Raw genomic sequence first — 22,198 nt, 5'->3', positions numbered from 1 at the left:
GGAAGGAAGCACACGCATGTTTCTGGATCTGCTTCGACGCCGCAACCCGGCCTTCCTGGCCGCCGCCGCGGACCTGCACCGCAACGGTGACCTGCCGGCCAACTGCTACGCGCTGGACCTGGACACCGTCGCGGCCAACGCCACCGCCATCCGGCGCGAGGCCGACCGGCACGGCCTGTCCGTCTACGCCATGACCAAGCAGGTCGGGCGCAACCCCGACTTCTGCCGGACGATCCGCGCCGCCGGAATCACCGAGGCGGTCGGTGTCGACCTGCAGTGCGCGCTGGCCGACTGGCACGGTGGGCTCGGCATCGGCCACATCGGCCACCTGGTGCAGATCCCCCGGCACGAGGCAGCCACCGCCGCCGCGCTCGCCCCGGCCTACTGGACCGTCTTCAACGACACCAAGGCCGCCGAAGCGGCCGCCGCGAGTGCCGCCGCCGGTCGGGAGCAGGCGCTGCTCGCCCGGATCATGGCCCCGGGCGACCGCTTCTACCGCGGGCACGAGGGTGGCTTTGCGGCCGAGGAGATCGTCGCGGTCGCCGACCGGCTCGACGCCCTGCCCGGCGCCCGGTTCGCGGGTGTCACCAGCTTCCCGACCCAACTGTTCGACGCGACCGCCGGCCGCGTCGTGCCGACACCCAACCTCGACACCCTGCGCCGGGCCGCCGCCGCGCTGCGTGCGGCCGGACGTGGGCAGATCGAGATCAACGCCCCCGGTACGACGTCCGTCGCGGTGCTGGGCATGCTCGCCGAGGCCGGCGCGACGCAGGTCGAGCCCGGTCACGGGCTGACCGGCACCACGCCCTGGCACGCCGTCACCGACCTGGTCGAGGAGCCGGCCGTGCTCTACGTCAGCGAGGTCTCGCACCTGTGGGGCGGTCGGGCCTACGTCTTCGGCGGAGGGCTCTACGTCGACCCGGTGCTCGGTCTGGGCGACACCCGCGCCCTGATCGTGCCCGCCGGCGGCGGACTCGACGACGCGTACCTGGTCGACGTGGAGATGCCCGCGCCGGAGGCGATCGACTACTACGCGATGGCCGATGTCAGTAACGCACCGGCGGTCGCGCCCGGCGACACCGTCCTGTTCGGGTTCCGGCCGCAGGCGTTCGTCACCCGGGCCCTGACCGCGGGCGTGACAGGCGTCCGGTCCGGTGTCCCGGCCGTCCCCGGCATCTGGGCCGCCGACGGTTCGACGCCGCTCCGGTTGGACGACCTCGACACCCGCACCCACGCCGTTGGCAGCACCGGGAGGGCATCATGAGCGCGGCAACCCAGAACGCCGGCACGACCGGCAGCGCGACCGGTACGAACGCGCCGCCGCTGCAACTGCGCGGGATCCGCAAGCAGTTCGGCGGGGTCGTCGCGATCGAGCGCTTCGACCTGGAACTGGCCGCCGGGGAGATCACCGCGCTGGTCGGCGACAACGGCGCGGGTAAGTCCACCCTCGTGAAGATCATCTCCGGGGTGTACCAGCCGACCGAGGGTGAACTGCGGATGCACGGCCGCCCGGTCTCCTTCCGGGACGCCTCCGACGCCCGACGGCAGGGCGTCGAGGTGGTCTACCAGGACCTGGCGCTGGCCGACTCGCAGCCGGTCTACATGAACATGTTCCTCGGCCGGGAACTGACCCGTGGCCCGCTGCGGCTGCTCGACCGACGCCGGATGGCCCGGGAGACCCAGGCCCTGGTGGACGCCCTGGACGTCCGCATTCCCAGCGCCAAGGCGATCATCCGCGATCTCTCCGGTGGGCAGCGGCAGGCGGTGGCGATCTGCCGAGCCACCCACTGGGCCAGCGGACTGGTGCTGATGGACGAGCCGACCGCCGCGCTGGGCGTGGCGGAGACCGCCAAGGTGGAGGAGTTGATCCTCAAGCTGCGGGAGCGTGGTGCCGCCGTCCTGGTGGTCAGCCACAACCTCGATCAGGTGTTCCGGATCGCCGACCGGGTCGCGGTGCTGCGCCGTGGTCGCCAGGTCGGGGTCCGGTCCATCGAGGACACCAGCCGCAACGAGATCGTCTCGATGATCACCGGCGCGTCGGCACCGGACGAGTCGTCCTCGTCCTAGGGCACAAACGCTCGTCCTTGGGCCCGAACGCCCGCTCTGGGCGCGAACGCCGGAACGCCGGGCCCCCGCGTGGGGGCCCGGCGTCCGTCGGGACGTTCAGCCGGCAGCTGCGGCCTGCCGGGCGAGCGTCCGAGCATCCTCCACCCGCCGACGGCGCCAGCCGCGCCACAGGTTGCGGCCCCACATCGCCAGTCCGCCGCCGTTGAGCAGCGCGGCCAGCACCGCGACCGTGGCGAAGTCGGCCGACGAGAAGCGGGTCGGCTCGCCCATTGCCAGCAGCACGAACTGCTCCAGGTAGACCCACAGCATGGGCAGGATGGTGAAGATCAGGGCGACCAGGCCGAAGACCCGACCGAAGACCCACACCGCCGCGTACGCCCGGATCTTGCGCATTTCGCGGCGCGGAATGCCGGCCTGCGAGATCACCTTGTGCCGACGGAAGGTCAGCCGCTTGATCCCGTTGGACAGGAACCGCTCGGTGTCCGACATCAGGTTGCGACAGTTCAGCGCGGTCGCGATCACGTAGTAGACGTCGGTGCGCAGGTAGAAGAAGAACTGGAAGCCGATGCGCACCAGGAAGGTGAGCAGTGCCGCGCTGGCGAGCAGACTCGCCCAGTTCGGTACGTCGATGAGGTTGCGTCGGGTGGCGAAAAGGAATGCGACGAGCAGGGAGCCGAAGAACGCGTCGACGAAGAAACCGGCGAGGAATGCCTTGTACCGCGCGCGCTTGGAGGCCATCCAGATGCCGCTGATATCCGTCTGCGCGACCAGGACGTACATGAGGTTGCTGATACCGAGAGTCGCCGACACACCCACCGAGCGGGCCGCCAGTGCGTGCGCGAGTTCGTGCAACGACAGCCCGATCATCGCCAGCGTCACGCTGACCACGGTGAGGATCGCGAAGTTCCCGCCTTCGAACAGCAGCACCCGCGGGCCCGGAATCAGACCCGGCTCGGCGATCACCAGCGCCACGGCGGTGAGGATGACCGCGAGGCCGGGCAGGATCACGGCGGGACCGGTGAGCCGGCGCGCGGTGGCCGGCGGGATCCAGTCGAAGCTCCACCGCTTGACCGTGCGGTGCGCGTGCTGGTGGGCCGGTTCGGTGGCGGCTTCCGGCTCGCCGCCTCGGGTGACGAAACCCTCGTCGGCCAGTACGGCGACGAAGTCCTCGACGTCCACAGGCTCGCCGTGCTTGCGCTCGTAGATGCGGGCGGTCTCGGCGATGGTCCGACCCTCGGCGAGCGCGTTCAGGATGTCCAGCCCCTCGGCCGGAATGGCGAGATAGACCTTGCGGTCGGTGTCGCCGATGATGACGTCCGAGCCGTCGACTGTCGAGACGAACGGGCGGACGGTGACGACGGACTCAGCCGTGTTGACGGCCATGGGGCGATTCCCTTCCACTTCCGCGTGCGAACGGCGCTCGGCGGGGACCGGAGCGATCACTCACACCGATCCCCGCCGATCATGAACCCTTGTGTCAGGCGATCGCGGGCACGCAGTCCGCGTTGGCGCTGGTCTTGATCGGCTCCAGCTTGCGAACGACAAGCTTCTTCATACTGACCTCCCTCAGAAGTGGGGTTCCTTGAGAGGCATCCTCTACTGTTGCCGGCTCTGCGGTCTGCTCACTAATGAGCAGTCAATGTGTTTGTGTGGAAACCCATGAGGAAAGGCGCTCCTCGTGCACGGTCAGATGCGATCGAGGGGTGAACTCGACCAATTCCAGTTCACGGAACCGTTTCAGGAACTGACCGATCCGGGTACGCGTGGTGCCGACCATCTCGGACAGGTCCTCCTGGGTGAAGGCGATGTCCACGCGGGTGCCGTCCGGACCGCGCAGACCGAAGCGCTCGGCCAGGTCCAGCAGCCGGTACGCCAGACGCAGCTCGCTCGGCAACGTCACCATCTCCGTCACCACCTGCTGCTGGTGGCGCAGTCGGTTGCCAAGGTGACGGGCGAGGATGTCGCCTGAGCCTTCGGCGGCCAGCACGGCGGCGGCCCGTGCTGCCGGGATGCGCAGCAGCACCGTCCGGGTCAACGCGATCGCCGATTCCAGCCGCCCCTGTCCGAGCAGGGCGATCTCGCCGAACATGTCACCCATCACGTGCACCGAGAGCAGGCAGCGTTTGCCGCTCGCGGCCACCATCTGCGTTTTGACCTGTCCACGCTCCACCACGTAGACGTGGTCGTCGCGTGTTCCGCACCGATAGACATGGCTGTTGCGGGAGACCTCGATCAGCGAGGTCCCGGGCACCCGTCCCGCCAGCGCCCGGAAATCCGGGATGTGGAGCCTCGACAGGGATTTGGCTTGCGTCACGTCGGCCTACCTTCCGCGCGGGCAGAGCACTCGTTGAGGAAACCACATCCCCGCCGCAGACACTAGAGAAGGCTCACAAATACCCGTAAAGACGAGGAAGCAGTCGGCCAGGTGTCGTACCCCGCGGTCGCCGGGCAGCTGGGCTGCTCCCGGCTCTGGTCAGGGTGGTTGCGCCTTGTGGAGGACCGGCGGGATGGCGTAAGAAGACTTGCGGATACGTCCACATACGATCACTGGAGCGTCGCCGATGCGGCTGGGCATGCCCCTCAACTATCGCGCCGGCATCGTCGACATCGCCGACGAGCTGGTCGACTTCGAACAGACCGGCCTGGACCTGGTGCTGGTGGCCGAGCTGTACACGTTCGACGCCGTCAGCCAGTTGGGCTTCATCGCCGGGCGGACCCGGCGGTTGGGCATCGCCTCCGGGGTGATGCAGCTGTACACGCGTACCCCGACGCTTATCGCCACCACCGCCGCCGGGCTCGACCACGTCTCGTCGGGGCGGTTCACGCTCGGCCTCGGCGCCTCCGGCCCGCAGGTCATCGAGGGGTTCCACGGCGTACCGTTCGATGCGCCGCTGGCCCGCACCCGCGAGGTGATCGAGGTCTGCCGGCGGGTGTGGCGCCGGGAGAAGCTGGTCCACCAGGGCACCCACTACCGCATTCCGCTGCCCGAAGGGCAGGGCACCGGCCTGGGGCGCCCACTCAAGCTGATCAACAAGCCGGTCCGGGAACGGATCCCGATCACCCTCGCCGCCATCGGACCACGCAACGTCGAACTGGCCGCGGAGTTGGCGGAGGGCTGGCAGCCGGCCTTCTTCCATCCCGAGCGGTCCGCCGCGGTGTGGGGCGAGAGCCTGGCCCGTGGCGCCCAGCGGCGGGACCCCTCGCTCGGGCCGCTGGACGTGAGCGTCAACGCCCTGTTGGCGATCGGCGACGACGTCACCGGGCTGCGCCGGCTGGCCCGGCAGGAGTTGGCGCTCTACCTCGGTGGCATGGGCGCGGTGGGCGCCAACTTCTACAACACCCTCGCCCAGCGGTACGGGTTCGGCGAGGCCGCCCGCACCGTGCAGGAGTTGTACCTGGCCGGGCGTCGGGACGCGGCGGCCGAGGCGGTGCCCGAGGAACTGGTGGAGGGCACCTGCCTGATCGGGCCCGCGTCCTGGGTGGCCGAGCGGCTGGCCGCGTACCGGGAGGCGGGGGTGACCACCCTCAACGTGACTCCGCTGGCCCGCGCGCACCGGGACCGGCTGCGACTCGTCGAACAGCTGCGCGACCTGCTCGACTGAGCGGCCCGCGCCGGGTCCGGCCGGCGTACCGGCCGGACCGGGGGCGTCAGGCGATGCTGCGGTCGGGGGCGACCGCGGGGAAGATCTCGTCCACCACCGGTTCCACCGGCTCCACGTCGCGACCCGAACCGGCAGCTGCCTCGGCAGCGGTCCGCGCTCCGGTGGCCCGGCGGGCGGACGCGCTGTTGCCCCGGCGGTTGACCGGCACGCACTCACCGGCCGCGGCGAGACCCGTCGCCTCCGGCATGTGGTTGTAGACGGCCTCGTACTCGCCGTTGCGGACCACGTAGGACTCGTGCCAGATGCCGACGACGTTGTTGTCCTTCATCCGCCGGAAGTAGTCCTGAAGGGCCTTGGAGTGCGCCAGTTCGCGGTTGTTGGCGAACCGTTCGAGGTGCTCGATGCTACGGAAGTAGGCGATCATGACCGCGCCCCGGTTGCCCCAGTAGGCGTGCGCGTGCAGGGCGCCGGTCGCCTCCTGATCGGCGAACATGGCCTTCAACACGCCACCCATCGACCAGAAGGTCGGCAGCCAGCGGTTGACCTTGAAGAAGTTGTTGATCCGCATGCCGGTCATGAAGACGGCGAAATCGCCTTCGATCTCGGCTGTCATCCGTGGGCCCACGACTGGCTTCCTACCCATGCCCGGACATCCTTTTCAGCGAAGGGTCGAACACTTCGGAACACTAGCAATGACACTCGCCACCCAACAAGACGCTTCAACATACGCGTAAAGCGTCACTGCGCCGTCCGGCGTCGGCGATCAGGCGTCCGATCCGAAGTACCGCTGCCGCAGCGTCTCGCCCTTGCGGTAGGCGGTGCGGAACATGCCACGCCGTTGCAGCTCCGGGATCAGCAGATCGCAGATGTCGCCGAGGCCGTCCGAAGGGCTGCACGGGATCAGGTTGAAGCCGTCGACGTCGGCGACCTCCAGCCACTGCTCCATCCGGTCGGCGATCTCCTCGGCCGTGCCGAACAGCGTCATCGGCGCGTCCCGGCGGGCCCGGCGCGGGCGGGACACCAGGTACCGCACGTCGCCGATGGTCCACGACCGCTCCGGGCTCAGCCCGCGCAGGAAGCCCAGGAACGACTGGCTGCCCTGGTTCTTCACCTCGTCGACCGGGGTGTCGTCCGGGTACGCGGCCAGATCGATGTCCATCCAGCCACACCACTTCGCCAACTGCCCCTCCGGGCTCCACAGCTCGTGGTACTGCGCGGCCTTGCGCTTCGCGTCGGCACGGTCGGCGCCGACCATCACCATGGTGCCCTGAAGGGCGCGCACACTGCGCGGGTCACGCCCCGCCTCGGCCACCCGCTGACGCAGACGCCCCACGGTCTCGGCTCCGCTCTGCGGATCGGCCATGGTCAGGAAGATCACCTCGGCGTGCCGGGCGGCGAACGCCATCCCCCGACCCGACGCGCCCGCCTGGTACAGCACCGGTGTGCGCTGCGGCGACGGCTCGCACTGGTGCGGGCCGCGCACGGTGAACCATTCACCCTGGTGGTCGATGGCACGCACCCGGGACGGGTCGGTGAAGACGTCCCCGTCGACGTCGCGGACCACCGCGCCGTCGTCCCAACTGCGCTCCCAGAGTGCGCGGACCACCTCCATGTACTCGTCGGCCCGGTCGTAGCGCAGGTCGTGGTCCAGATACTCACCGAGCCCGTTGTCGGTGGCCGAGCGCAGGTACGAGGTGACGATGTTCCACCCGATGCGACCCCGGGTGAGGTGGTCGAGCGTGGAGAACAGCCGGGCGCACTCGTACGGCTGGTGGTAGGTGGTGGAGTAGGTGACCGCGAAGCCCAGGTCGGTGGTCGCCATCGCCGCGGCGGCGACGACCGGCACCGGGTCGATCGAGGGGATCTGCACCGCGTGCCGTACCGCCGTCGCCCACGACCCCTGGTACACGTCGTAGGTGCCGTGGATGTCGGCGAAGAACAGGGCGTCGACGCAGGCCGCCTCAAGCCGTCGGGCGATCGCGGCCCAGTAGTCCAACGACCGGTAGCCGGTGCCGGTGGCGTCGCCGGGTGCCCGCCACATGCCGACGAACTGGGGCGACGGCGAGCATTCGGTGAACACGTTCAGATGCATGTCTCCCCCTCCACACCCGGTCGCGTCGCCACCCGGCGACGGGTGGCGACGCGACCGGTGCCGTTGGTCAGGACTGGGCCGCGTGATCCAGGCTCAGCCGCTCGATGGCCGCGATCAGGTCGGCCGGCTCCGTCCGCTGCCAGTGGCGCGCGTACGCCGAGGCGAAGCGCAGCACGCCGTCGCGGTCGGCGAGGAACACCCCGGGCATCGTCATGCTGTTGCTGTCATCGCCGTTGATCTGCGAGAAGTCCATGCCGAAGCTGCCCCACACGTCGAGCAGGTCCTGGTTCATCGTGTAGGTCAGGTTGAACCGCGCGGCGTAGGCGTTACCCCGGTCGCTGAGGATCCGGTACGAGATCTTGTTGCGCCGGATGGCCGCCCGCAGGTTGGGCATGGTGACCGGCGAGACCGCCACCAGCTCCGCGCCGAGCGCCTGGATCTGCGGGTAGACCTCCTCCAACGCCTCCAGCTCGAAGTTGCAGTAGTCGCACCAGATGCCCCGGTAGAAGACGACCGCGAGCGGCCCCCGGGACAGCAGGTCGGCGGAGGAGACGACGTCGCCGTTCTCGTCCGGCAGCTCGAAGGACGGGAACGGATCTCCCACCTTCAGCACCCGGTCCTCGGCACCCGAGGCGGCCAGAGCCTCCGCCTCCCGGTAGATCACCTCAAGGTGGGCCGACGTGATGGGGGGTACCTCACCCGCCTCCTGACGGGCCTTGTACTCCTGCAGCCGTTCGTTGAGGGACATCGCTTTCTCCTTTCCGGCGGCCTGGTCCTGGGTCTCAGGTCCAGCCCACAGGCATCGACTTGATGCCATTGACAAAGTTGGACTCCAGTCGGACGACCGGGCCCGTGGCGGCAAGTCGGGGTAGGTGCGGGGCGATGGCGTCGAGCAACGCGGCCATCTCCATCCGCGCGAGGTGGGCGCCCAGGCAGAAGTGCGGGCCCACCCCGAAGCTGAGATGCGGATTGGGGGCCCGCTCCAGGTCCACCCGGTGGGGGTCGGCGAAGACCGCGGCGTCCCGGTTGGCGGAGACGTAGAACATGACGACCTTGTCGCCCTCGGCGATCCTCGTACCGGCCAGGGTCGTGTCCTGGGTGGCGGTCCGGCGGAACTGCATGATCGGGGTGACCACGCGCAGGAACTCGTCGACGGCGGTGGCGGTGGGCAGCGGGCCGCCCAGCCAGCGGCCACGCAGCTGCTCGTCGTGCAGCAGCAGGTGCAGGGAGTTGGAGATCAGATGGCGGGTGGTCTCGTTGCCGGCGACCACCAGCAGCAGCCAGAACTGGCAGAACTCCCGGTCGGTCAGCCGCCGCCCGTCGACCTCCGCGGTGGCGAGCAGGCTGATCAGGTCGTCGCGGGGGGCGGCCCGTCGCCGTACGGCCACGGCCAGGGCGTACTGGAACGCCTCCGCGAACGTCTGCCGGTAGACCTCGACGTCACCGCCGCCGTACTCCGGGTCGTCGAAGCCGACCAGGTTGTTGCTCCAGCGGTACAGCAGGTGCCGGTCGCCGTGCGGCAGGCCCAGCAGGTCGGCGAGCACCAGCAGGGGCAGTTCCGCCGCCAGGTCGGTGACCGCGTCGAAGCTGTCCCGCTGACGTACCGCCTCGACGAGGTCCTGGGCGTGCCGGACGACGGTGTCGGCGAGCGAGCGTACGGCGCGCGGGGTGAACACCGAGCTGACGATGCGGCGGATCCGTACGTGCTGCGGGGCGTCCATGTTCACCAGCAACTGGCGCATGAAGTCCAGGTCGGCGGGGGTACGCGGGTCGTGCAGGAACGCCCCGCGCAGCGCGGAGGAGAACACCTGGGGTTGCCGGGACACCTCCATCACCGCGTCGTGGGTCGTCACCGCCCAGAATCCGGAGCCCTGCTGCTGGATCCGGCCGGCCGAGCTGTGCCGCCACAGTGCCGGCTCGGGCACCCACCCGACCGGCTCCTCGCGGCGACGCCGCTCGAACTCGGCGTGCGGCACGCCGAGGGCGTAGGTCGCCGGGTGGGCGATGTCCGCGGTGGGGGTCGTACGCGTCACGGGCATCTGGCTCATCGCTCCCATCGGTCGTCTCCGCAGAGCGTGCGCAACTGGTCGAGGCGGAGCTTGCCGGTCGGCTCGCGGGGGACGGCGTCGACCGTCCGCCAGCAGCGCGGCACCTTGAAGCCGGCCAGGTGCTGTCGGCAGTGGGCGTCAAGCGCCGACCAGGGCAGCTGCCCGCCGCCCGGTTCCCACTCCACGACAGCGGCCACCCGCTCGCCGTACTCCTCGTCGGGCACGCCGAGCACGACGGCGTCGCGTACGTCCGGGTGTTGCAGCAGCACCTGCTCGATCTCGGCCGGGTAGACGTTCACGCCCCCCGAAACGATCATGTTCTGGGCGCGGCCGGTGAGGTACAGGTAGCCGTCGTCGTCGAGGTGACCCACCTCGCCGTAGGTGAAGACGCCGGGCGCGAGGTGCGCGGCGCGGGTCTTCTCGGCGGCGTTGTGGTAGCGGAAACCTCGGCCGGGTCGGCGGATGAAGATCCGACCCGGCTGGTACGGGCCGAGCTCACGGCCGTCGTCGTCGACGACGAGGATCTGGTTCGGTGGCACCGGCCGGCCCACGCTGCCCGGGTGGGTGAGCCAGTCGGCAGAGTCGATGAGGGTGACCACTCCCCCCTCCGTGGCCGCGTAGTACTCGACGAGCACCGGGCCCCACCACTCGATCATGCGGCGCTTGACGTCCGGCGGGCACGGGCCGCCGCCGTGCCAGATCCGACGCAGGCTGGCCCCGGAGAATCCGGCCCGGACGGCCGGGTCGAGGCGGAGCAGACGGACGAACTGGGTCGGCACGAGATGGCACTCGGTGATCCGCTCGGCGTCCATCGTGGACAACATCCCGGCGGGGTCGAAACGCTCCCGTACGACCAGGGTCGCGCCGTTGAGCAGGGGCAGCAGCGCGAAGAACAGTTGCGCGGAGTGGTACCACGGCCCGACCAGCAGCACCCGCCCGTCGGTGGGTACGCCGAGCGTCCCGGTGGCGTACGCCAGCAGGCGGGTGGCCCTCGCCCACGGTGCCCCGGTGACGAACAGGCCGTTGAGCACGCCCTTGGGCCGACCGGTCGTGCCCGACGTGTAGATCATCAGCTGCCCGCACTCCTGCTCGGCGGGGGCGGCGGACGGGTCGGTCGCAGCGAGCAGCGGCTCGACCGCCGCCAGGCCGTACGCGACCTCGTCGCCGGTGACCAGCGCGGTGACCGTGCCCGCCTCGGCCGCCGCCTTGGCACCCACCTCGGCGCGCGGCGGGTCGACGACGAGCAGCCGGGCGTCGGCGTCGGTCAACAGGTAGGCGACCTCCGGCGCGGTGAGGTGCCAGTTCACCGGCACCACGGTGATCCCGGCGTGCAGGCAGGCCAGCAGCGCCTCCAGCGCCTCCCGGCGGTTGCCGAGCATCAGGGCCACCGCGTCGCCGGAGCTGACGCCGGAGCTGGTCAGCAGCGCCCGCCACCGGTTCACCCGCTCCCCCAGGTGCGCCCAGGTGAGCACCCCGCCCTCGTCGGCCAACGCCGGCGCGTCCGGGGTGGCGGTGATCCGGGCGGCGAGCAGCGCGGGCGGGTCGTGAGGAGACGGCATCGTCAGTCCAGCAGATCCGGGTGGCGGCGCAGGACACCCTCGTACAGCGGCTTGAAGTTGTACCGGCCGATGCCGGGCGAGCCGATCACCTCGCGGGTCCGCTCGGCGTCCTCGTGGTCGATGAGGATCGGCTTGCCGGCCGCCTCGGCGGCGAGTTGCACCTGGCAGGACCGTTCCATGGCGACGAACCACCAGGCCGCCTCCGCCACCGACCCGCCGACGGTCAACAGGCCGTGGTTCTGCAGGATGGCGGCCTTGCCGGCGCCCAGCGCGGTGGCGATCCGCTTGCCCTCCTCGGAGTCGAGCACCACGCCCGTGTAGTCGTCGAAGAGGGAGTGGTCGCCGTAGAAGGCGCAGGCGTCCTGCGTGATCGGGTCGAGCAGCCGACCCAGGGTGGAGAACGCCCGCCCGTACACCGAATGGGTGTGCACCGCGCAGATGACGTCGGGGCGGGCGGCGTGCACCGCCGAGTGGATGACGAAGCCGGCCGGGTTGATCCGGCCCTTGCCGCCCAGCACCTTGCCGTCGGCGTCGACAAGCAGCAGGTCGCTGACCCGTACGTGGCCGAAGTACATGCCGAACGGGTTGATCCAGAAGCAGTCGGGCTGCTCGGGGTCGCGGGCGGTGATGTGCCCACCCGCTCCCTCGTCGTAGCCGAGTTCCGCGAACAGCCGCAGCGTGGCGGCCAACTGCTCCATCCGCTGTCGCCGCAGCGCCGCTGTGTCAGGAGGAAACATCATCCGCATCCACCCGTCGTGTCGGTGTCGTATCCGCCGGCGGCCACGATCGCCTCCGCCCGGTCGGGAAGCCCCACGGGAGCCAGCGCCGGCACCGCGACGGTGGCCGGAACGGTGGCGGCGGCGTCCGGCCGCCACAACTCCAGAAAGCCGTCCAGCCGGTCCAGCCCCCAGAACCGGTGCCGGCCCCATTTCAGGTACGGAATTCCGAAGACGTCGTCGAGGTAGGCGCGTTCGAGGCAGTCCACCCCCTCGGCCCGTAGCTGCGGATCGTCGACCGCACCGAGGATCACGGCCGGGTCCAGGCCGGCCCGCTCGGCGCAACCGGCCACCACCTCGGGGTCGCAGATGTTCTCGCCGCGTTCCCAGCGGGCGGCGACCACCTCGTCGTAGAACAGCTCCGCCCGACCGGCTCGGCGGGCCGCCAGCCAGCCCAGGTGCGGCACCTCCCAGTGCGGGTCGATGTCGATCGGCCAGGCCATCGGCACACCCTCGTGCTGCACCAGTCGTTTGGTGTCCATCAGCAGGTAGAGGTGCTTGGCCCGGCTCATCTGCACGTAGTGGAACTCCGCGCCGCGCGCGGCGAGCGCCTCGCCGGTCTGCACGTCCGGATCCCAGTAGGGGAACCAGTCCAGCTCCGCGAACGCCGTCGGCACCGCGGCGCGCAACCGCCGGATCGTCAACCAGCTGTACGGGCTGCGGAAGGAGAAGAACAGCCGGGGGCGGGCGGGCGCGCGGGTCACGACGGGCTCCCGGTGAGGATCGCGCAGACCTCCGGGTCGAGCCGGGCGAGCTGACCCGCGTCCGGTCCCCGGCTGATCGCGTAGCCGTGCAGGATGGTCGCCGACGCCACCTGGATCAGCCGGTCGCCCCGGTGGACCCAGCAGTCCATCCGGCCGCTGAACATCATCTCCCGCAGCACGTCGTCGACCTGGAAGACGGTGTGCACCGTCTCCTCCATGTGGGCCGGTTCGGCCAGGCGTACCCGAGCCCGGGAGACCACCGGGATCCAGGCGCGTTCGCGCAGCATGCGCCCCACGGAGATGCCCCGGTCGGCGAGGAACCGGTCGACGACCTCCTCCAGGGCGCGCACGTAGCCGGAATGCTGCACCCGGTCGGAGAAGTGGCAGTAGAAGTACGGTGCCCGCCAGGACCACAGGAAGGCCCCCGAGCCGGCCGGTGCCAACATGGACGCGGGGTCGGCACCGGCCGGCAGCGCAAGCTCCGAACGCAGGCCGGTCGCCGCGCCGAGTTCGGCGGCCTCCCAGGCGGCGAGGGCGTCCGGGGCGGGCCGGTGCGTCGGCGCGTCGGTCTCCGGGAGCAGGGCGACCGTGACGTGTCCGCGCAGCACCACGACGTCCTGTCCGTCACGGTGCACCGACAGCTGCACCCGCAGCCGCTTCCCGGTGCCGGCGACCACCTCTGCGCGTACCTCGTCGTCGACCTCCAGCACCGCGGGCAGCTGCACCGAGCAGTCGACGATCTCGGTGCCGAGGCCGTACTTGTGGAACAGCTCACGAGCACCGTGGCCCTGGTCGCGCAGCCACTGCAGGACCGCCTCCTCCACCAGGTACATGAAGTGTTTGAACCCGATCCAGGTGCGGATGTTGGCGCCTTCGTAGCGCGGTCGGCTGACCAGGACGCTCGGGACAGGCGTGGGCGGGACGAGGGTGGTCACGTGGCTACTCCTTCGGGATGACCGCTGACGACGGATGCCACGTCGACGAAGGCTCGCAGGCGGGACGCGACATCCTCCGGCTGGCGGGCGTAGCAGAAGTGGTCGTAGCTGTCGCCGACCGACAGCACTGCGTTCGGCATGCCGTCGGCGAGGATCCGCGCGGCGGCCGGGGACAGGGTCGGATCGGAGCCGCCGGCGAGCACCAGCACCCGGGCCGTCACCTCATCCAGCCGCAGTGATGCGCTGGCGCAGAACTGGTCGAACACGGCCAGGAATCCGGAGGGGCCGACCCGGTCGACCGCCTTGGCGATCATCCGCTCCACCACCTCGGCGTCCATGTTCCGCAACCGCGGGCCGAGGCGGCTGCGCAGCGAGTCGTGGATGTGCTGCTCGAAGGAGCGCCGCGCGCGTTCGAAGACCCGCCAGGTCACGGCGACGTCCGGAGGGCGGTACAGCGGGCAGATCAGGATGACGGTCTCCGGCACCCGCCGGTCGCCGGCGCAGAGCAGTTCGAGCAGGGCGTTGGCACCGAACGAGTGGGCCACGACGAGGTCGGGACGCCGACCCAGCAGGTCGAAGCCGTCGGCGAGCCAGGCGGGCGAGGGGCGACGACGCCACAGGTAGTCGTTACCGGGCCGCCACGGCAGGTCGAGGGCGACCGGGGACCATTCGGGCAGCACGTTGCTCAGCGGCAGCCAACTCTCCCAGGAGTCCTCCAGCCCGTGCACGAAGGCCACGAGCGGGCCGTCCGGCGTGGGTGGGCGCAGCTGGCGTACGGCCGGGATGGTCACGGCCGGTGTGGTCACGGCCGCCTCCCGGGGGTCAGCAGGGCGGTACGCCAACCGTCGTCGTCACCGCCGCAGAGCACCGCGACGCTGTCCGCGCCCTCGGCGACGAGCCGCGCGGCGAGCGCGGTCTGCAGCACTCCCTGGGCGCCGTAGCAGTCGCCCCAGGCCGCGGCGGGGTCCAGGTGACCGGGGCCGACCACGATCGGGGCCGGCAGGGGTACGTCGGCACGTCGGCTCACCGTCGGCCCGACCGTCACGGTGGCCAGCGGGGCGGCGGCCCGGGTGACGGGCTCCAGCACCACGCAGGCGGCACCGGCGCGCAGCGGCGGCGCGGTGGCGTCGGCGGCGGGGCCACGGCGTACCGCGACGGCGGTCTCGTCGTCCGGTTCCGCACCGACGACAAGCACCCGGTCGGCCCGGCGGGCCCGCAGCAGCAAGGCACCCAGGGCCAGCGCGTCCAGCCCGGCGGTCTCACCGGAGCAGACCATCAGGTTCGGGCCGCCGAAGCGGAACCACAACGCGATGCTGCTGGCAATGACGTTGCTGGAGGCGTTCGGCGCCGCCATCGGGCTGACTCCCCGGCTGCCCTCCTTGGCAACAGCGCGGGTCACGTCGACCACCGTGGCGACGTTGCCGAGGTTGCTGGCGGCCACGACCGCGGTACGGGGATCGAGGGCGGTGTCGGGGCGTACGCCGTCGGGCAGGCCCAGGGCGCGGTGCACGGCACACAGCGCGAGTCGGGTGGCGGGTTCCTTGTACAGCAGCCCTTTGCGGCCGAGCAGGGTGTGCGCGCGGTCGGCCGGGCAGCCGGGCTCCACCGGCGGCAGGTCGGCGACGGCCGCGCCGAAACGTTCGTCGGCGGGCAGGTGGACGCTGTACGAGGTGACGGCCACGGTGGTGACCGGCGGGGCCGGCATGCTGGTCACGGCGCTTCCACCAGGGTCACCGCGTTGACGCCGCCGAAGCCGAAGGCGTTGACCTGGGCCAGGGTGACATCCCGCTGGATGCGGGCGTCCCGGACGAAGGTGAGCCCGTCCCCCTCCGGCAGGGGGTTCGCCAGCCCGACGACCGGCGGGACCGTGCCGCTGGCCAGGCAGCGCAGCGCCACGTCGAGGTTGGCAAGCGCGGCGGCACCCGACAGGTGGCCGATGGCGCCCTTGACGGCGGTGACCAGCGGCCCTGCGGGTCGGGGCAGACAGCGTCGCAACGCGGTGCACTCCGTGGGGTCGTTCAGGGCCGTACCGGTGCCGTGGGCCACCACCAGGTCCACCTCGTCCGGGTCGCGTCCGGCCCGCGACCAGGCGTCGTGCATCGCCCGGCTGATGCCGTCCACATCGGGGGCGGTCTCGTGCACGGCGTCGCAGGACAGTCCGGTGGCGAGCAGGCGGCCGACGGCCGGTCCGGTCCAGTCCTCGCCGACCAGGACGAGCGCGGCGGCGCCCTCGCCGAGCAGCACGCCGGTGCGGTCGCGGTCGAAGGGACGGACCTGGGTGGTCGGTTCCGGGGTGACCTTGCCGATCATCGCGAGCATGGAGGCCGTCATCGTGTCGGCCGCGCCGACGACGACCGCGTCGGCTTCGCCGGTCTCGATCAGATCCTGGGCGAGCGCGAGGGCGTGCCCGCCCGCGCTGCACGCGTTGGCGATGGTCACCACTTCGGCCAGGCCGGGCGCGGCGTCCCGGACGGCCGGCCCGAAGTGCAGGCGGGACGGGGCGGTGGCGGCCCCGGTGAACGCCAACTCCTCCACCGCGGCGAGTTCCCGCAATCCGGTGCCGACGAGCGCCACCACCCGGCTCCGCGCCGGGTCGATTGCGGCCCGGGTCAGTGCCTCCTCGACGCACTCGCGCAGCCAGGTGCCGGCCCGCAGCGCAGCGTCCGGGGCGGGTCGGTCGATCTGGTAGCCGGCCGTCACGTTGAGCTGCCCGGTCAGCGGGTGCCGCAGCGGGCCCACCCCGCTGCGTCCGTCCAGCAACGCGGCGAAGGTACCCGCGCCGTCACCGAGACACGTACGCAGGCTGCTCGCCGCGATCAGCGTGGCCATGGGCTACCGCCGGACCAGGGCGGCACCAACGCCGCCGTCGGTGCCGTGGGCGGTGAGCAGGATCAGGCCGGAGCGGTCGCCGTCGGCGGGCAGGCGCAGCGCGGCCGCCAGGGCCAGTGCGGGGGTCGCGGCTCCACAGTCCCCCGCCACCCGGCTGAGGACGAACTCGGCCGGTACGTGCCCGTCGAGCGCCCGCAGGGCGGCGGCACGCTGCGGGCGGGTGCCCGCCGTGCTGGTTTCGCTGGTGGCCAGGAGTGTGACGTCGGTCGGTGCGGCACCGGCCACGTGCAGGGCCCGCGCGACGCAGTCGGTGAGGGCCTGCTCCGCCGTACCGTCGGGGCCGTAACCGGTGGTCACGGCGCAGATCGTGGCGCGCCCGGCCGAGTCGGCCCCGCCGCCGATCACGAACACCGCGGCACCCTCGCCGGCCGGGACCTCGCCACCGGCCGGGCCGGACGCGGACGCCCAGGCCCGGTGTGCCGAGAACTCCTCCACCGCGCCGACGAGCATGGTGTCGACGTAGCCGCGACGGATGGCGTTGCCGGCGTACCGCAGCGCGTTGAAGAAGGCCAGCGGCCCGCCGGTGACCGTGGCGTTGATGCCCTTGAGCTTGTGTCGGATGGCGGCCTGGCCGGCCGCGCAGTTCATCACGGTGTTGGGAAACAGCATCGGGTTGACCAGATACGGCTTCTCCTGCACCAGGGTTTCGCGGGTGTAGTCGCTTGTGGACTTCAGGCTGCCCACGGTGGTGCCCAGCACCACGCCGACCCGGGCCCGGTTGGCGTCGTCCACCGTCAGCCCGCTGTCGGTGAGGGCGTCGCCGCAGGCCACCACGGCCAGGGCGGTGGCCCGGTCGTAGAAGCTGGTGCCGCGCCGGCCGAGCCGGGCCCGTACGTCGAAGTCGAGCAGAGCGTGGCCCTCGGGGCGCGGCAGGTCCTCGGTGACGATCCCGCCGACGGGTACCCCCGGATGGCGCTCCCCGGCGAGGGCGGTGGCCCGTTCCGCGAGCGCCTCCGGCCGGTCACCGGCGGCGCTCAGCGCCGCGAGGCCGTTGATTGTCAGTGCGGTCATCGGGCAGCTCCCAGCAGCACGATCGCGTTGTTCCCGCCGAAGGCGAACCCGTTGTTCTGCACCAGCCGGACGGTGGCCGGCCGCGCCTCGTTCGGCACCGGGTCGATGCCGGTCAACTGCGGGTCGGGGTGCGACCAGTTGATGGTGGGTGGCAGGAAGCCCTGTTCGATGGCGAGCGCGGAGGCGATCGCGCCGAACCCGCTGGCCGCCCCCATGGTGTGCCCGATCATCGACTTGATCGAGCTGATGGGCGGCGGGTTCGCGCCGAACACCTCAAGCACGGCCTGCGCCTCGACCAGGTCGTTGGCCGGGGTGCCGGTGCCGTGGGCGCAGATGTAGTCGACCTGCTCCGGGGTGACTCCGGCGTTGCGGTGGGCGATGCGGATGCACTCGGCGATGCTGTCCCGGTCCGGGGCCACCGGATGGTTGGCGTCGCAGTTCAGCCCGTAGCCGAGCACCTCCGCGTAGACGTGCGCGCCACGCGCCTCGGCGTGCTCCCACGTCTCCAGCGCCAGCACCGCGCCGCCCTCGCCGGTGATGATGCCGGAGCGGTCCCGGTCGAACGGTGCACAGGCGTGCTCGGTGAGCGCGCCCAGCCGGTAGAACCCGGCGTGCGCCCACCGGCAGACGGAGTCGGCCCCACCGGCGAACACCACGTCCGACTCGCCGGAGACGAGCAGGTCGTAGGCGTACCCGATGGCGTAGTTGCTGGCGGAGCAGGCGGTGGCGAGGGTCAGCGAGTCGCCGCGCAGGCCCAACTCCTCGCTGACCGCGTGCGCCAACCGCCCGGCGGGCAGTTGCTCGACGAGCTGCGGCGGTACCGCGTCGAAGCCCGCCTCGACCAGGCGTGCCGTGAGCGCCTCCAGGACGACTGACTCGCCGCTGGTGGTGCCGATCACGGCATGCGCCCGGGTCCGGTCCACCGCGTCGAGGTCCAGTTTGGCGTCCTCCGCGGCGAGCCGTGCGGCGGCGGCCGCGAACTGGCTGGACCGGCCCCACCGATCGGTGGGCAGCCGGTGCAGCCAGGCGGCGGGGTCGAAGTCGCGGACCTCACCGCCGTTGCGGTACGGGAACCCGGACGGGTCGAAGCTGGTGATCTGGGAGATGCCGGAGCGGCCCGCCCGCAGAGCCGCACCGAACGCCGTCACCCCCGTTCCGATGCTCGACACCGGGCCGAGGCCGGTCACGACCACACGCCGCACGGTGTCAGTCCTGCCAGCCGGCGTGCCGGGCGACGGCCTCGTAGGTGGCCTTGAGGTTGCGCAGCTCGGGCAGCTCCGACTGCGGGATCTCCACCTTGAACTCCTTGTCGATGCGGGCCAGGATCTCGATGGCCCGCAGCGAGTCCGCCTGGTACTCCTCGGCGAAGTCCCCGGTGTCGGTCAGCTCGTCGGTCTCGATCTCCAACACCTCGGCGATGATCTCCCGGAGCTGCTCGTACCGCTCGTTTTCACCGGACATGTCGGCCTCCTTGGGCACTGGTGTTAGCGGGGATGGTGCGGTCGACGCCCGCGCCGGTCGGGCCGGCCGCCGGTTCGGCGACTGCGGAGCGAGGGCGGCGGGCGGCCATGAGTGAGCCGACGGTGGCGATGCGCCGCTGGCCGACCCAGCTCTCGCCGGTGGCGAAGGCGGTGTCGGCGACGACCCGTTCCAGGCGTACGACGTGCCGGACGACGTCGCCCGGGTACGCCCGGCCCTCGACTGTGTACTCCCGAGCGCCCACGAACAGCAGCAGGGCGTCATCGGTGAGTCGATCCGACCCGGTGGCGCCGGCCAGCCACAGCAGCGCGGCACTCTGCCCGAAGGACTCGATCAGCAGTGAGGCCGGATAGGCGTAGTCCTCGGCGGTGGCGTCGTCGCCGAGATGGGCGTAGCACGGCTCGGTGGCGGTGATCGCCTTCACCGTCTCGATGACGTCACCGGGTTTCATGCTTGTCACCCGGTCGACGAGCAGCAGCGGGTGGCGCTGGGGCAGGACGGCCCGGATCTCGGCGGCGTTCACGCGTCGGCTCCGGCGTCGAAGACGGCGCGGAGCTGGGCGGTGACCGTGCCGTCGAGGCGCCGAGCGGTGCCGCGTACCGCCCAGCCGGCCGGGGTCGTCGGTCGCACGTCGAGGTCGAGCGTCATCTCGTCGCCGCCGAGCAGCGCCGCGAGGAACCGGACCGAGGTGACCGTACGCAGCCGGGGCGCGCCGGGGACGGCCTGCGCCATCGCCTGGCACAGGGTCTCGACCACGAACACCCCCGGGTAGATCGGCTGACCGGGGAAGTGACCGGCGAGGTTCGGGGACTCGGAGTCGACCACCACCCGGGCGCTTACCGTCCAGCCGTCGTCGACCGCCGCCACCTGGATCAGGTCGACGGCGGGCAGCGGGGCGGCGAAGCCGACCGGGGCAGCGGGACGCCAGAGGGGCGTGGGCGTCGCCGTGGTCACAGGGTCATCCCCCCGTCCACCTGGAACACCTGGCCGGTGACGTAGCCGGCCTGGTCGGAGAGGAGGAAGTCGACGATCGCCGCGACGTCCTCGGGGCGACCGAAGCGGCGCAGGCCGATCATGCCCAGGGCCCGCTCCCGGGCCTTGGCGTCCAGCGCGTCGGTCATGTCGGTCTCGATGAACCCGGGGGCGACCACGTTGACCCGTACGCCGTAGGGGGCCAGCTCCTTTGCCAGCGAACGGCTCAGCCCGATGATGCCGGCCTTGCTGGCCGCGTACGCGGTCTGGCCGACGTTGCCGCGGATGCCGGCGATCGAGGAGAGGTTGACGATGACACCGGCGCGCCGCTTCATGAACCGGAAGGACATGGCCCGGCAGAAGTTCCAGGTGCCACCGAGGTTGATGTCGAGGACCGCCTCCCAGTCGGGGCGGCGGGCCAGCACCAGCGGACTGTCCCGGGTGATGCCGGCGTTGTTGACGAGCCGGTCGATCGGGCCCAGTCGCCCTTCGGCCTCGGCGATGAACGCGTCCACCGCCGCGTCGTCGGCGACGTCGCAGGGGGCGAAGTAGCTCGGCACCCCGGTCGCGGCGACCGCAGCCTCGGTCTTCTCGGCGGCTTCGCTCGGCCTGCTGTAGCAGCAGGCGACACCGTAGCCCTGCTCGGCGAGCCGGACGGCCACCGCGCGGCCGATGCCTCGTGAGGCGCCGGTCACCAGTGCCAGCGGTCGCTCGCTCACAGACGCCTCCTCTGCCCGCCGCACCCACGCCGGGTGCCCCCGATCGGCGACGGGAACTCGTATCTCGTACTCCTATGTTGAAGCATCTTGCGCCTGACATCAATAGAAGCAGCAGGACACACGCAAAACGCACGCAGATACTATGGGACCCTATGCGCCGTCGGGCTGTGGAGCGGCGTCCCGCAGCACGTCACGGCTGTCCGCGCCGGCCGCCGGGGCACCCCGGCGGATCCGGGTCGGGGTGCGGGAGAACTTCACCGCCGGACCGGTCAGCGGCGCGACGGTGCCGTTGTGCAGCACCGTGGGCTGGAGCATGTCCCGCGCCGACACCTGCGGATCAACTGCGACCTCGCTGAACGTGCGTACCCGCTCGGCGACCAGGTGTGCGGCGCGGAACGCCGCCATGACCTCGTCGACCGTACGGCTGCCGCACCACTGCGCCACCAGGCCGTCGACCTCGACCCGGTTCTCGCGGCGCTGGGCGCCCCGCCCGTAGCCGGGCGCCCGGGCCAGCTCCGGGCGGCCCAGCGTCTCGGCCAACGCCCGCCAGTGTTTGTCGAGAGCGACGGAGAGATAGACCTCCCCGTCGAGGCAGCGGTAGACGTTCGACGGCACCGCGAAGTCGGTCTGGTTGCCCCACCGGGCCGGCGGCGCGCCGGTAGCGGCAAGCGTCAACAGGCCACAACTGCTGGCCAGCAGGCTGTCGAGCATGGCCACGTCGACGTGCTGACCCTCGCCGGTGCGGTCCCGGTGCGCCAGGGCGGCCAGCGCGCCGACGGCCGCGTGCAGGCCGGCCAGTTCGTCGGCGAGGAAGGTGGGCGCGCGGACCGGGCGTCCCGCAGGGTCGCCGTTGAGTGCCATCCAGCCGCTCGCCGCCTGCACCACCGGGTCGTACGCCGGGCGGTCGATGTCCGGGCCGTACTGCCCCCAGCCGGTGATGGAGACGAACACGATGTCCGGCCGGACCCTGCGGCAGTCGGGGTAGCCGACACCCCACTCGTCGAGGGTGCCGGGCTTGTAGTTCTCCACCACCAGATCCGCCTCGCGGACCAGCCGCAGGAACGCCTCCCGGCCGTCGGGTTGGCGCAGGTCCAGCCCGACACTGCGCTTGTTGCGGTTCACCGTCTCGCGGAACCAGGACAGGCCCGTGCCGGGAATCTCCGGCGGCACCTCGCCGTCGCGTCCGTAGGGCAACTCGACCCGGATCACGTCCGCACCCATGTCGGCGAACAGGCTGGTGGCCAGCGGACCGGACCACACCTTTGTCACGTCCAGCACGGTCAGGCCGTGCAGGGGCCCGTCGAGGTCGTCGCGGGCCTCCCGGTAGAACTCCTCGCGCCGCACG

At 71.4% G+C, this 22,198-nt stretch carries 23 protein-coding genes; 3 read left to right on the top strand and 20 right to left on the bottom strand.

Translation table 11 applies throughout. From position 1 onward, the window contains the following. Positions 1 to 16: 16 nt before the first annotated feature. Together C1A38_RS06130 and C1A38_RS06125 are read left to right on the top strand one after the other, a co-directional pair. Positions 17 to 1,264: an alanine racemase gene (locus C1A38_RS06130; protein ID WP_102656843.1), complete on the top strand. Its 1,248-nt coding sequence runs from the start codon at positions 17 to 19 to the stop codon at positions 1,262 to 1,264. Continuing rightward, positions 1,261 to 2,067 (top strand): ATP-binding cassette domain-containing protein, encoded by an 807-nt coding sequence (locus C1A38_RS06125; protein ID WP_102656842.1) that lies wholly within the window; start codon positions 1,261 to 1,263, stop codon positions 2,065 to 2,067. The genes C1A38_RS06130 and C1A38_RS06125 overlap by 4 nt, the downstream gene beginning before the upstream one ends. 96 nt (positions 2,068 to 2,163) lie before the next feature. Here the strand turns inward: C1A38_RS06125 and C1A38_RS06120 are convergent, their stop codons facing one another. Continuing rightward, on the bottom strand, positions 2,164 to 3,450 hold the full coding sequence (locus C1A38_RS06120; RefSeq protein ID WP_102656841.1) for a hypothetical protein: 1,287 nt from the start codon (positions 3,448 to 3,450) through the stop codon (positions 2,164 to 2,166). 253 nt (positions 3,451 to 3,703) lie between these two features. Further along, positions 3,704 to 4,381, bottom strand: a complete 678-nt coding sequence (locus C1A38_RS06115; RefSeq protein ID WP_102656840.1) for a Crp/Fnr family transcriptional regulator — start codon at positions 4,379 to 4,381, stop codon at positions 3,704 to 3,706. A 259-nt stretch (positions 4,382 to 4,640) separates the two neighbouring features. On the opposite strand from C1A38_RS06115, the gene C1A38_RS06110 reads away from it, so the two are divergent. Further along, complete coding sequence (locus C1A38_RS06110) at positions 4,641 to 5,669, top strand: LLM class F420-dependent oxidoreductase (RefSeq protein ID WP_233196662.1); 1,029 nt, start codon at positions 4,641 to 4,643, stop codon at positions 5,667 to 5,669. Positions 5,670 to 5,715: 46 nt separating this feature from the next. Here C1A38_RS06110 and C1A38_RS06105 read toward each other — a convergent pair whose 3' ends face one another. The 18 genes from C1A38_RS06105 to C1A38_RS06020 all read right to left on the bottom strand — a co-directional run bounded on the left by C1A38_RS06105 (position 5,716) and on the right by C1A38_RS06020 (position 22,197). Then, positions 5,716 to 6,312 (bottom strand): monooxygenase family protein, encoded by a 597-nt coding sequence (locus tag C1A38_RS06105; protein WP_233196661.1) that lies wholly within the window; start codon positions 6,310 to 6,312, stop codon positions 5,716 to 5,718. 120 nt (positions 6,313 to 6,432) lie between these two features. Next, positions 6,433 to 7,761 (bottom strand): LLM class flavin-dependent oxidoreductase, encoded by a 1,329-nt coding sequence (locus C1A38_RS06100; protein WP_102656837.1) that lies wholly within the window; start codon positions 7,759 to 7,761, stop codon positions 6,433 to 6,435. 67 nt (positions 7,762 to 7,828) lie between these two features. Beyond that, the gene (locus tag C1A38_RS06095) at positions 7,829 to 8,509 is read right to left on the bottom strand and encodes a peroxiredoxin-like family protein (protein ID WP_102656836.1); all 681 of its coding nucleotides are present in this window, start codon (positions 8,507 to 8,509) and stop codon (positions 7,829 to 7,831) included. A gap of 34 nt (positions 8,510 to 8,543) precedes the next feature. Continuing rightward, a complete protein-coding gene (locus C1A38_RS06090) occupies positions 8,544 to 9,809 on the bottom strand; it encodes a cytochrome P450 (protein ID WP_102656835.1) in 1,266 nt (421 codons plus the stop codon). Beyond that, positions 9,806 to 11,368, bottom strand: a complete 1,563-nt coding sequence (locus tag C1A38_RS06085) for an AMP-binding protein (RefSeq protein WP_199180093.1) — start codon at positions 11,366 to 11,368, stop codon at positions 9,806 to 9,808. Before C1A38_RS06085 ends, C1A38_RS06090 begins: the two co-directional genes overlap by 4 nt. A 2-nt stretch (positions 11,369 to 11,370) precedes the next feature. Next, a complete protein-coding gene (locus C1A38_RS06080; protein WP_102656866.1) occupies positions 11,371 to 12,108 on the bottom strand; it encodes a class II aldolase/adducin family protein in 738 nt (245 codons plus the stop codon). Next, positions 12,105 to 12,848 carry a 2-hydroxychromene-2-carboxylate isomerase gene (locus tag C1A38_RS06075; protein ID WP_102656834.1) on the bottom strand — a complete coding sequence of 248 codons (744 nt, stop codon included), beginning with the start codon at positions 12,846 to 12,848 and terminating at the stop codon, positions 12,105 to 12,107. The genes C1A38_RS06080 and C1A38_RS06075 overlap by 4 nt, the downstream gene beginning before the upstream one ends. Further along, positions 12,845 to 13,783, bottom strand: coding sequence for a thioesterase family protein (locus C1A38_RS06070; protein ID WP_102656833.1), 939 nt, complete (start codon positions 13,781 to 13,783; stop codon positions 12,845 to 12,847). The genes C1A38_RS06075 and C1A38_RS06070 overlap by 4 nt, the downstream gene beginning before the upstream one ends. Next, positions 13,780 to 14,589, bottom strand: coding sequence for an alpha/beta fold hydrolase (locus C1A38_RS06065; RefSeq protein WP_102656832.1), 810 nt, complete (start codon positions 14,587 to 14,589; stop codon positions 13,780 to 13,782). Before C1A38_RS06065 ends, C1A38_RS06070 begins: the two co-directional genes overlap by 4 nt. Continuing rightward, on the bottom strand, positions 14,586 to 15,488 hold the full coding sequence (locus C1A38_RS06060; protein WP_233196665.1) for a beta-ketoacyl synthase N-terminal-like domain-containing protein: 903 nt from the start codon (positions 15,486 to 15,488) through the stop codon (positions 14,586 to 14,588). Before C1A38_RS06060 ends, C1A38_RS06065 begins: the two co-directional genes overlap by 4 nt. A 5-nt stretch (positions 15,489 to 15,493) precedes the next feature. Continuing rightward, positions 15,494 to 16,612, bottom strand: coding sequence for a beta-ketoacyl synthase N-terminal-like domain-containing protein (locus C1A38_RS06055; RefSeq protein ID WP_102656830.1), 1,119 nt, complete (start codon positions 16,610 to 16,612; stop codon positions 15,494 to 15,496). A gap of 3 nt (positions 16,613 to 16,615) precedes the next feature. Further along, entirely contained in the window at positions 16,616 to 17,683 is a 1,068-nt protein-coding gene (locus C1A38_RS06050; protein ID WP_102656829.1) for a beta-ketoacyl synthase N-terminal-like domain-containing protein, read from the bottom strand. Continuing rightward, positions 17,680 to 18,885: a beta-ketoacyl-[acyl-carrier-protein] synthase family protein gene (locus tag C1A38_RS06045; protein ID WP_013731229.1), complete on the bottom strand. Its 1,206-nt coding sequence runs from the start codon at positions 18,883 to 18,885 to the stop codon at positions 17,680 to 17,682. The genes C1A38_RS06050 and C1A38_RS06045 overlap by 4 nt, the downstream gene beginning before the upstream one ends. Before the next feature lie 4 nt (positions 18,886 to 18,889). After that, positions 18,890 to 19,144: an acyl carrier protein gene (locus tag C1A38_RS06040; RefSeq protein WP_013731228.1), complete on the bottom strand. Its 255-nt coding sequence runs from the start codon at positions 19,142 to 19,144 to the stop codon at positions 18,890 to 18,892. Then, positions 19,134 to 19,685: a 3-hydroxyacyl-ACP dehydratase FabZ family protein gene (locus C1A38_RS06035; protein WP_102656828.1), complete on the bottom strand. Its 552-nt coding sequence runs from the start codon at positions 19,683 to 19,685 to the stop codon at positions 19,134 to 19,136. The genes C1A38_RS06040 and C1A38_RS06035 overlap by 11 nt, the downstream gene beginning before the upstream one ends. After that, on the bottom strand, positions 19,682 to 20,116 hold the full coding sequence (locus C1A38_RS06030) for an ApeI family dehydratase (protein ID WP_102656827.1): 435 nt from the start codon (positions 20,114 to 20,116) through the stop codon (positions 19,682 to 19,684). Before C1A38_RS06030 ends, C1A38_RS06035 begins: the two co-directional genes overlap by 4 nt. After that, positions 20,113 to 20,853 carry a 3-oxoacyl-[acyl-carrier-protein] reductase gene (fabG, locus tag C1A38_RS06025; RefSeq protein ID WP_102656826.1) on the bottom strand — a complete coding sequence of 247 codons (741 nt, stop codon included), beginning with the start codon at positions 20,851 to 20,853 and terminating at the stop codon, positions 20,113 to 20,115. The genes C1A38_RS06030 and fabG overlap by 4 nt, the downstream gene beginning before the upstream one ends. A gap of 150 nt (positions 20,854 to 21,003) precedes the next feature. Beyond that, positions 21,004 to 22,197: a CaiB/BaiF CoA transferase family protein gene (locus C1A38_RS06020; RefSeq protein WP_102656825.1), complete on the bottom strand. Its 1,194-nt coding sequence runs from the start codon at positions 22,195 to 22,197 to the stop codon at positions 21,004 to 21,006. Position 22,198: the final 1 nt, after the last annotated feature.

Origin of the sequence: Verrucosispora sp. ts21 (genome assembly GCF_002879555.1) — a bacterium.
GTDB lineage: Bacteria > Actinomycetota > Actinomycetes > Mycobacteriales > Micromonosporaceae > Micromonospora > Micromonospora gifhornensis.
This window is presented reverse-complemented; position numbering and strand designations above follow the sequence as displayed.

What these genes read in the sequence shown, in the direction of transcription:
- C1A38_RS06130 (WP_102656843.1), top strand. Translation starts at nt 17, where the DNA reads ATGTTTCTGGATCTGCTTCGACGCCGCAACCCGGCCTTCCTGGCCGCC.
- C1A38_RS06060 (WP_233196665.1), bottom strand. Translation starts at nt 15,488, where the DNA reads ATGCCGGCCCCGCCGGTCACCACCGTGGCCGTCACCTCGTACAGCGTC.
- C1A38_RS06095 (WP_102656836.1), bottom strand. Translation starts at nt 8,509, where the DNA reads ATGTCCCTCAACGAACGGCTGCAGGAGTACAAGGCCCGTCAGGAGGCG.
- C1A38_RS06055 (WP_102656830.1), bottom strand. Translation starts at nt 16,612, where the DNA reads ATGGCCACGCTGATCGCGGCGAGCAGCCTGCGTACGTGTCTCGGTGAC.
- C1A38_RS06040 (WP_013731228.1), bottom strand. Translation starts at nt 19,144, where the DNA reads ATGTCCGGTGAAAACGAGCGGTACGAGCAGCTCCGGGAGATCATCGCC.
- C1A38_RS06050 (WP_102656829.1), bottom strand. Translation starts at nt 17,683, where the DNA reads ATGACCGCACTGACAATCAACGGCCTCGCGGCGCTGAGCGCCGCCGGT.
- C1A38_RS06120 (WP_102656841.1), bottom strand. Translation starts at nt 3,450, where the DNA reads ATGGCCGTCAACACGGCTGAGTCCGTCGTCACCGTCCGCCCGTTCGTC.
- C1A38_RS06125 (WP_102656842.1), top strand. Translation starts at nt 1,261, where the DNA reads ATGAGCGCGGCAACCCAGAACGCCGGCACGACCGGCAGCGCGACCGGT.
- C1A38_RS06090 (WP_102656835.1), bottom strand. Translation starts at nt 9,809, where the DNA reads ATGAGCCAGATGCCCGTGACGCGTACGACCCCCACCGCGGACATCGCC.
- C1A38_RS06100 (WP_102656837.1), bottom strand. Translation starts at nt 7,761, where the DNA reads ATGCATCTGAACGTGTTCACCGAATGCTCGCCGTCGCCCCAGTTCGTC.
- C1A38_RS06110 (WP_233196662.1), top strand. Translation starts at nt 4,641, where the DNA reads ATGCCCCTCAACTATCGCGCCGGCATCGTCGACATCGCCGACGAGCTG.
- C1A38_RS06105 (WP_233196661.1), bottom strand. Translation starts at nt 6,312, where the DNA reads ATGGGTAGGAAGCCAGTCGTGGGCCCACGGATGACAGCCGAGATCGAA.
- C1A38_RS06085 (WP_199180093.1), bottom strand. Translation starts at nt 11,368, where the DNA reads ATGCCGTCTCCTCACGACCCGCCCGCGCTGCTCGCCGCCCGGATCACC.
- C1A38_RS06080 (WP_102656866.1), bottom strand. Translation starts at nt 12,108, where the DNA reads ATGATGTTTCCTCCTGACACAGCGGCGCTGCGGCGACAGCGGATGGAG.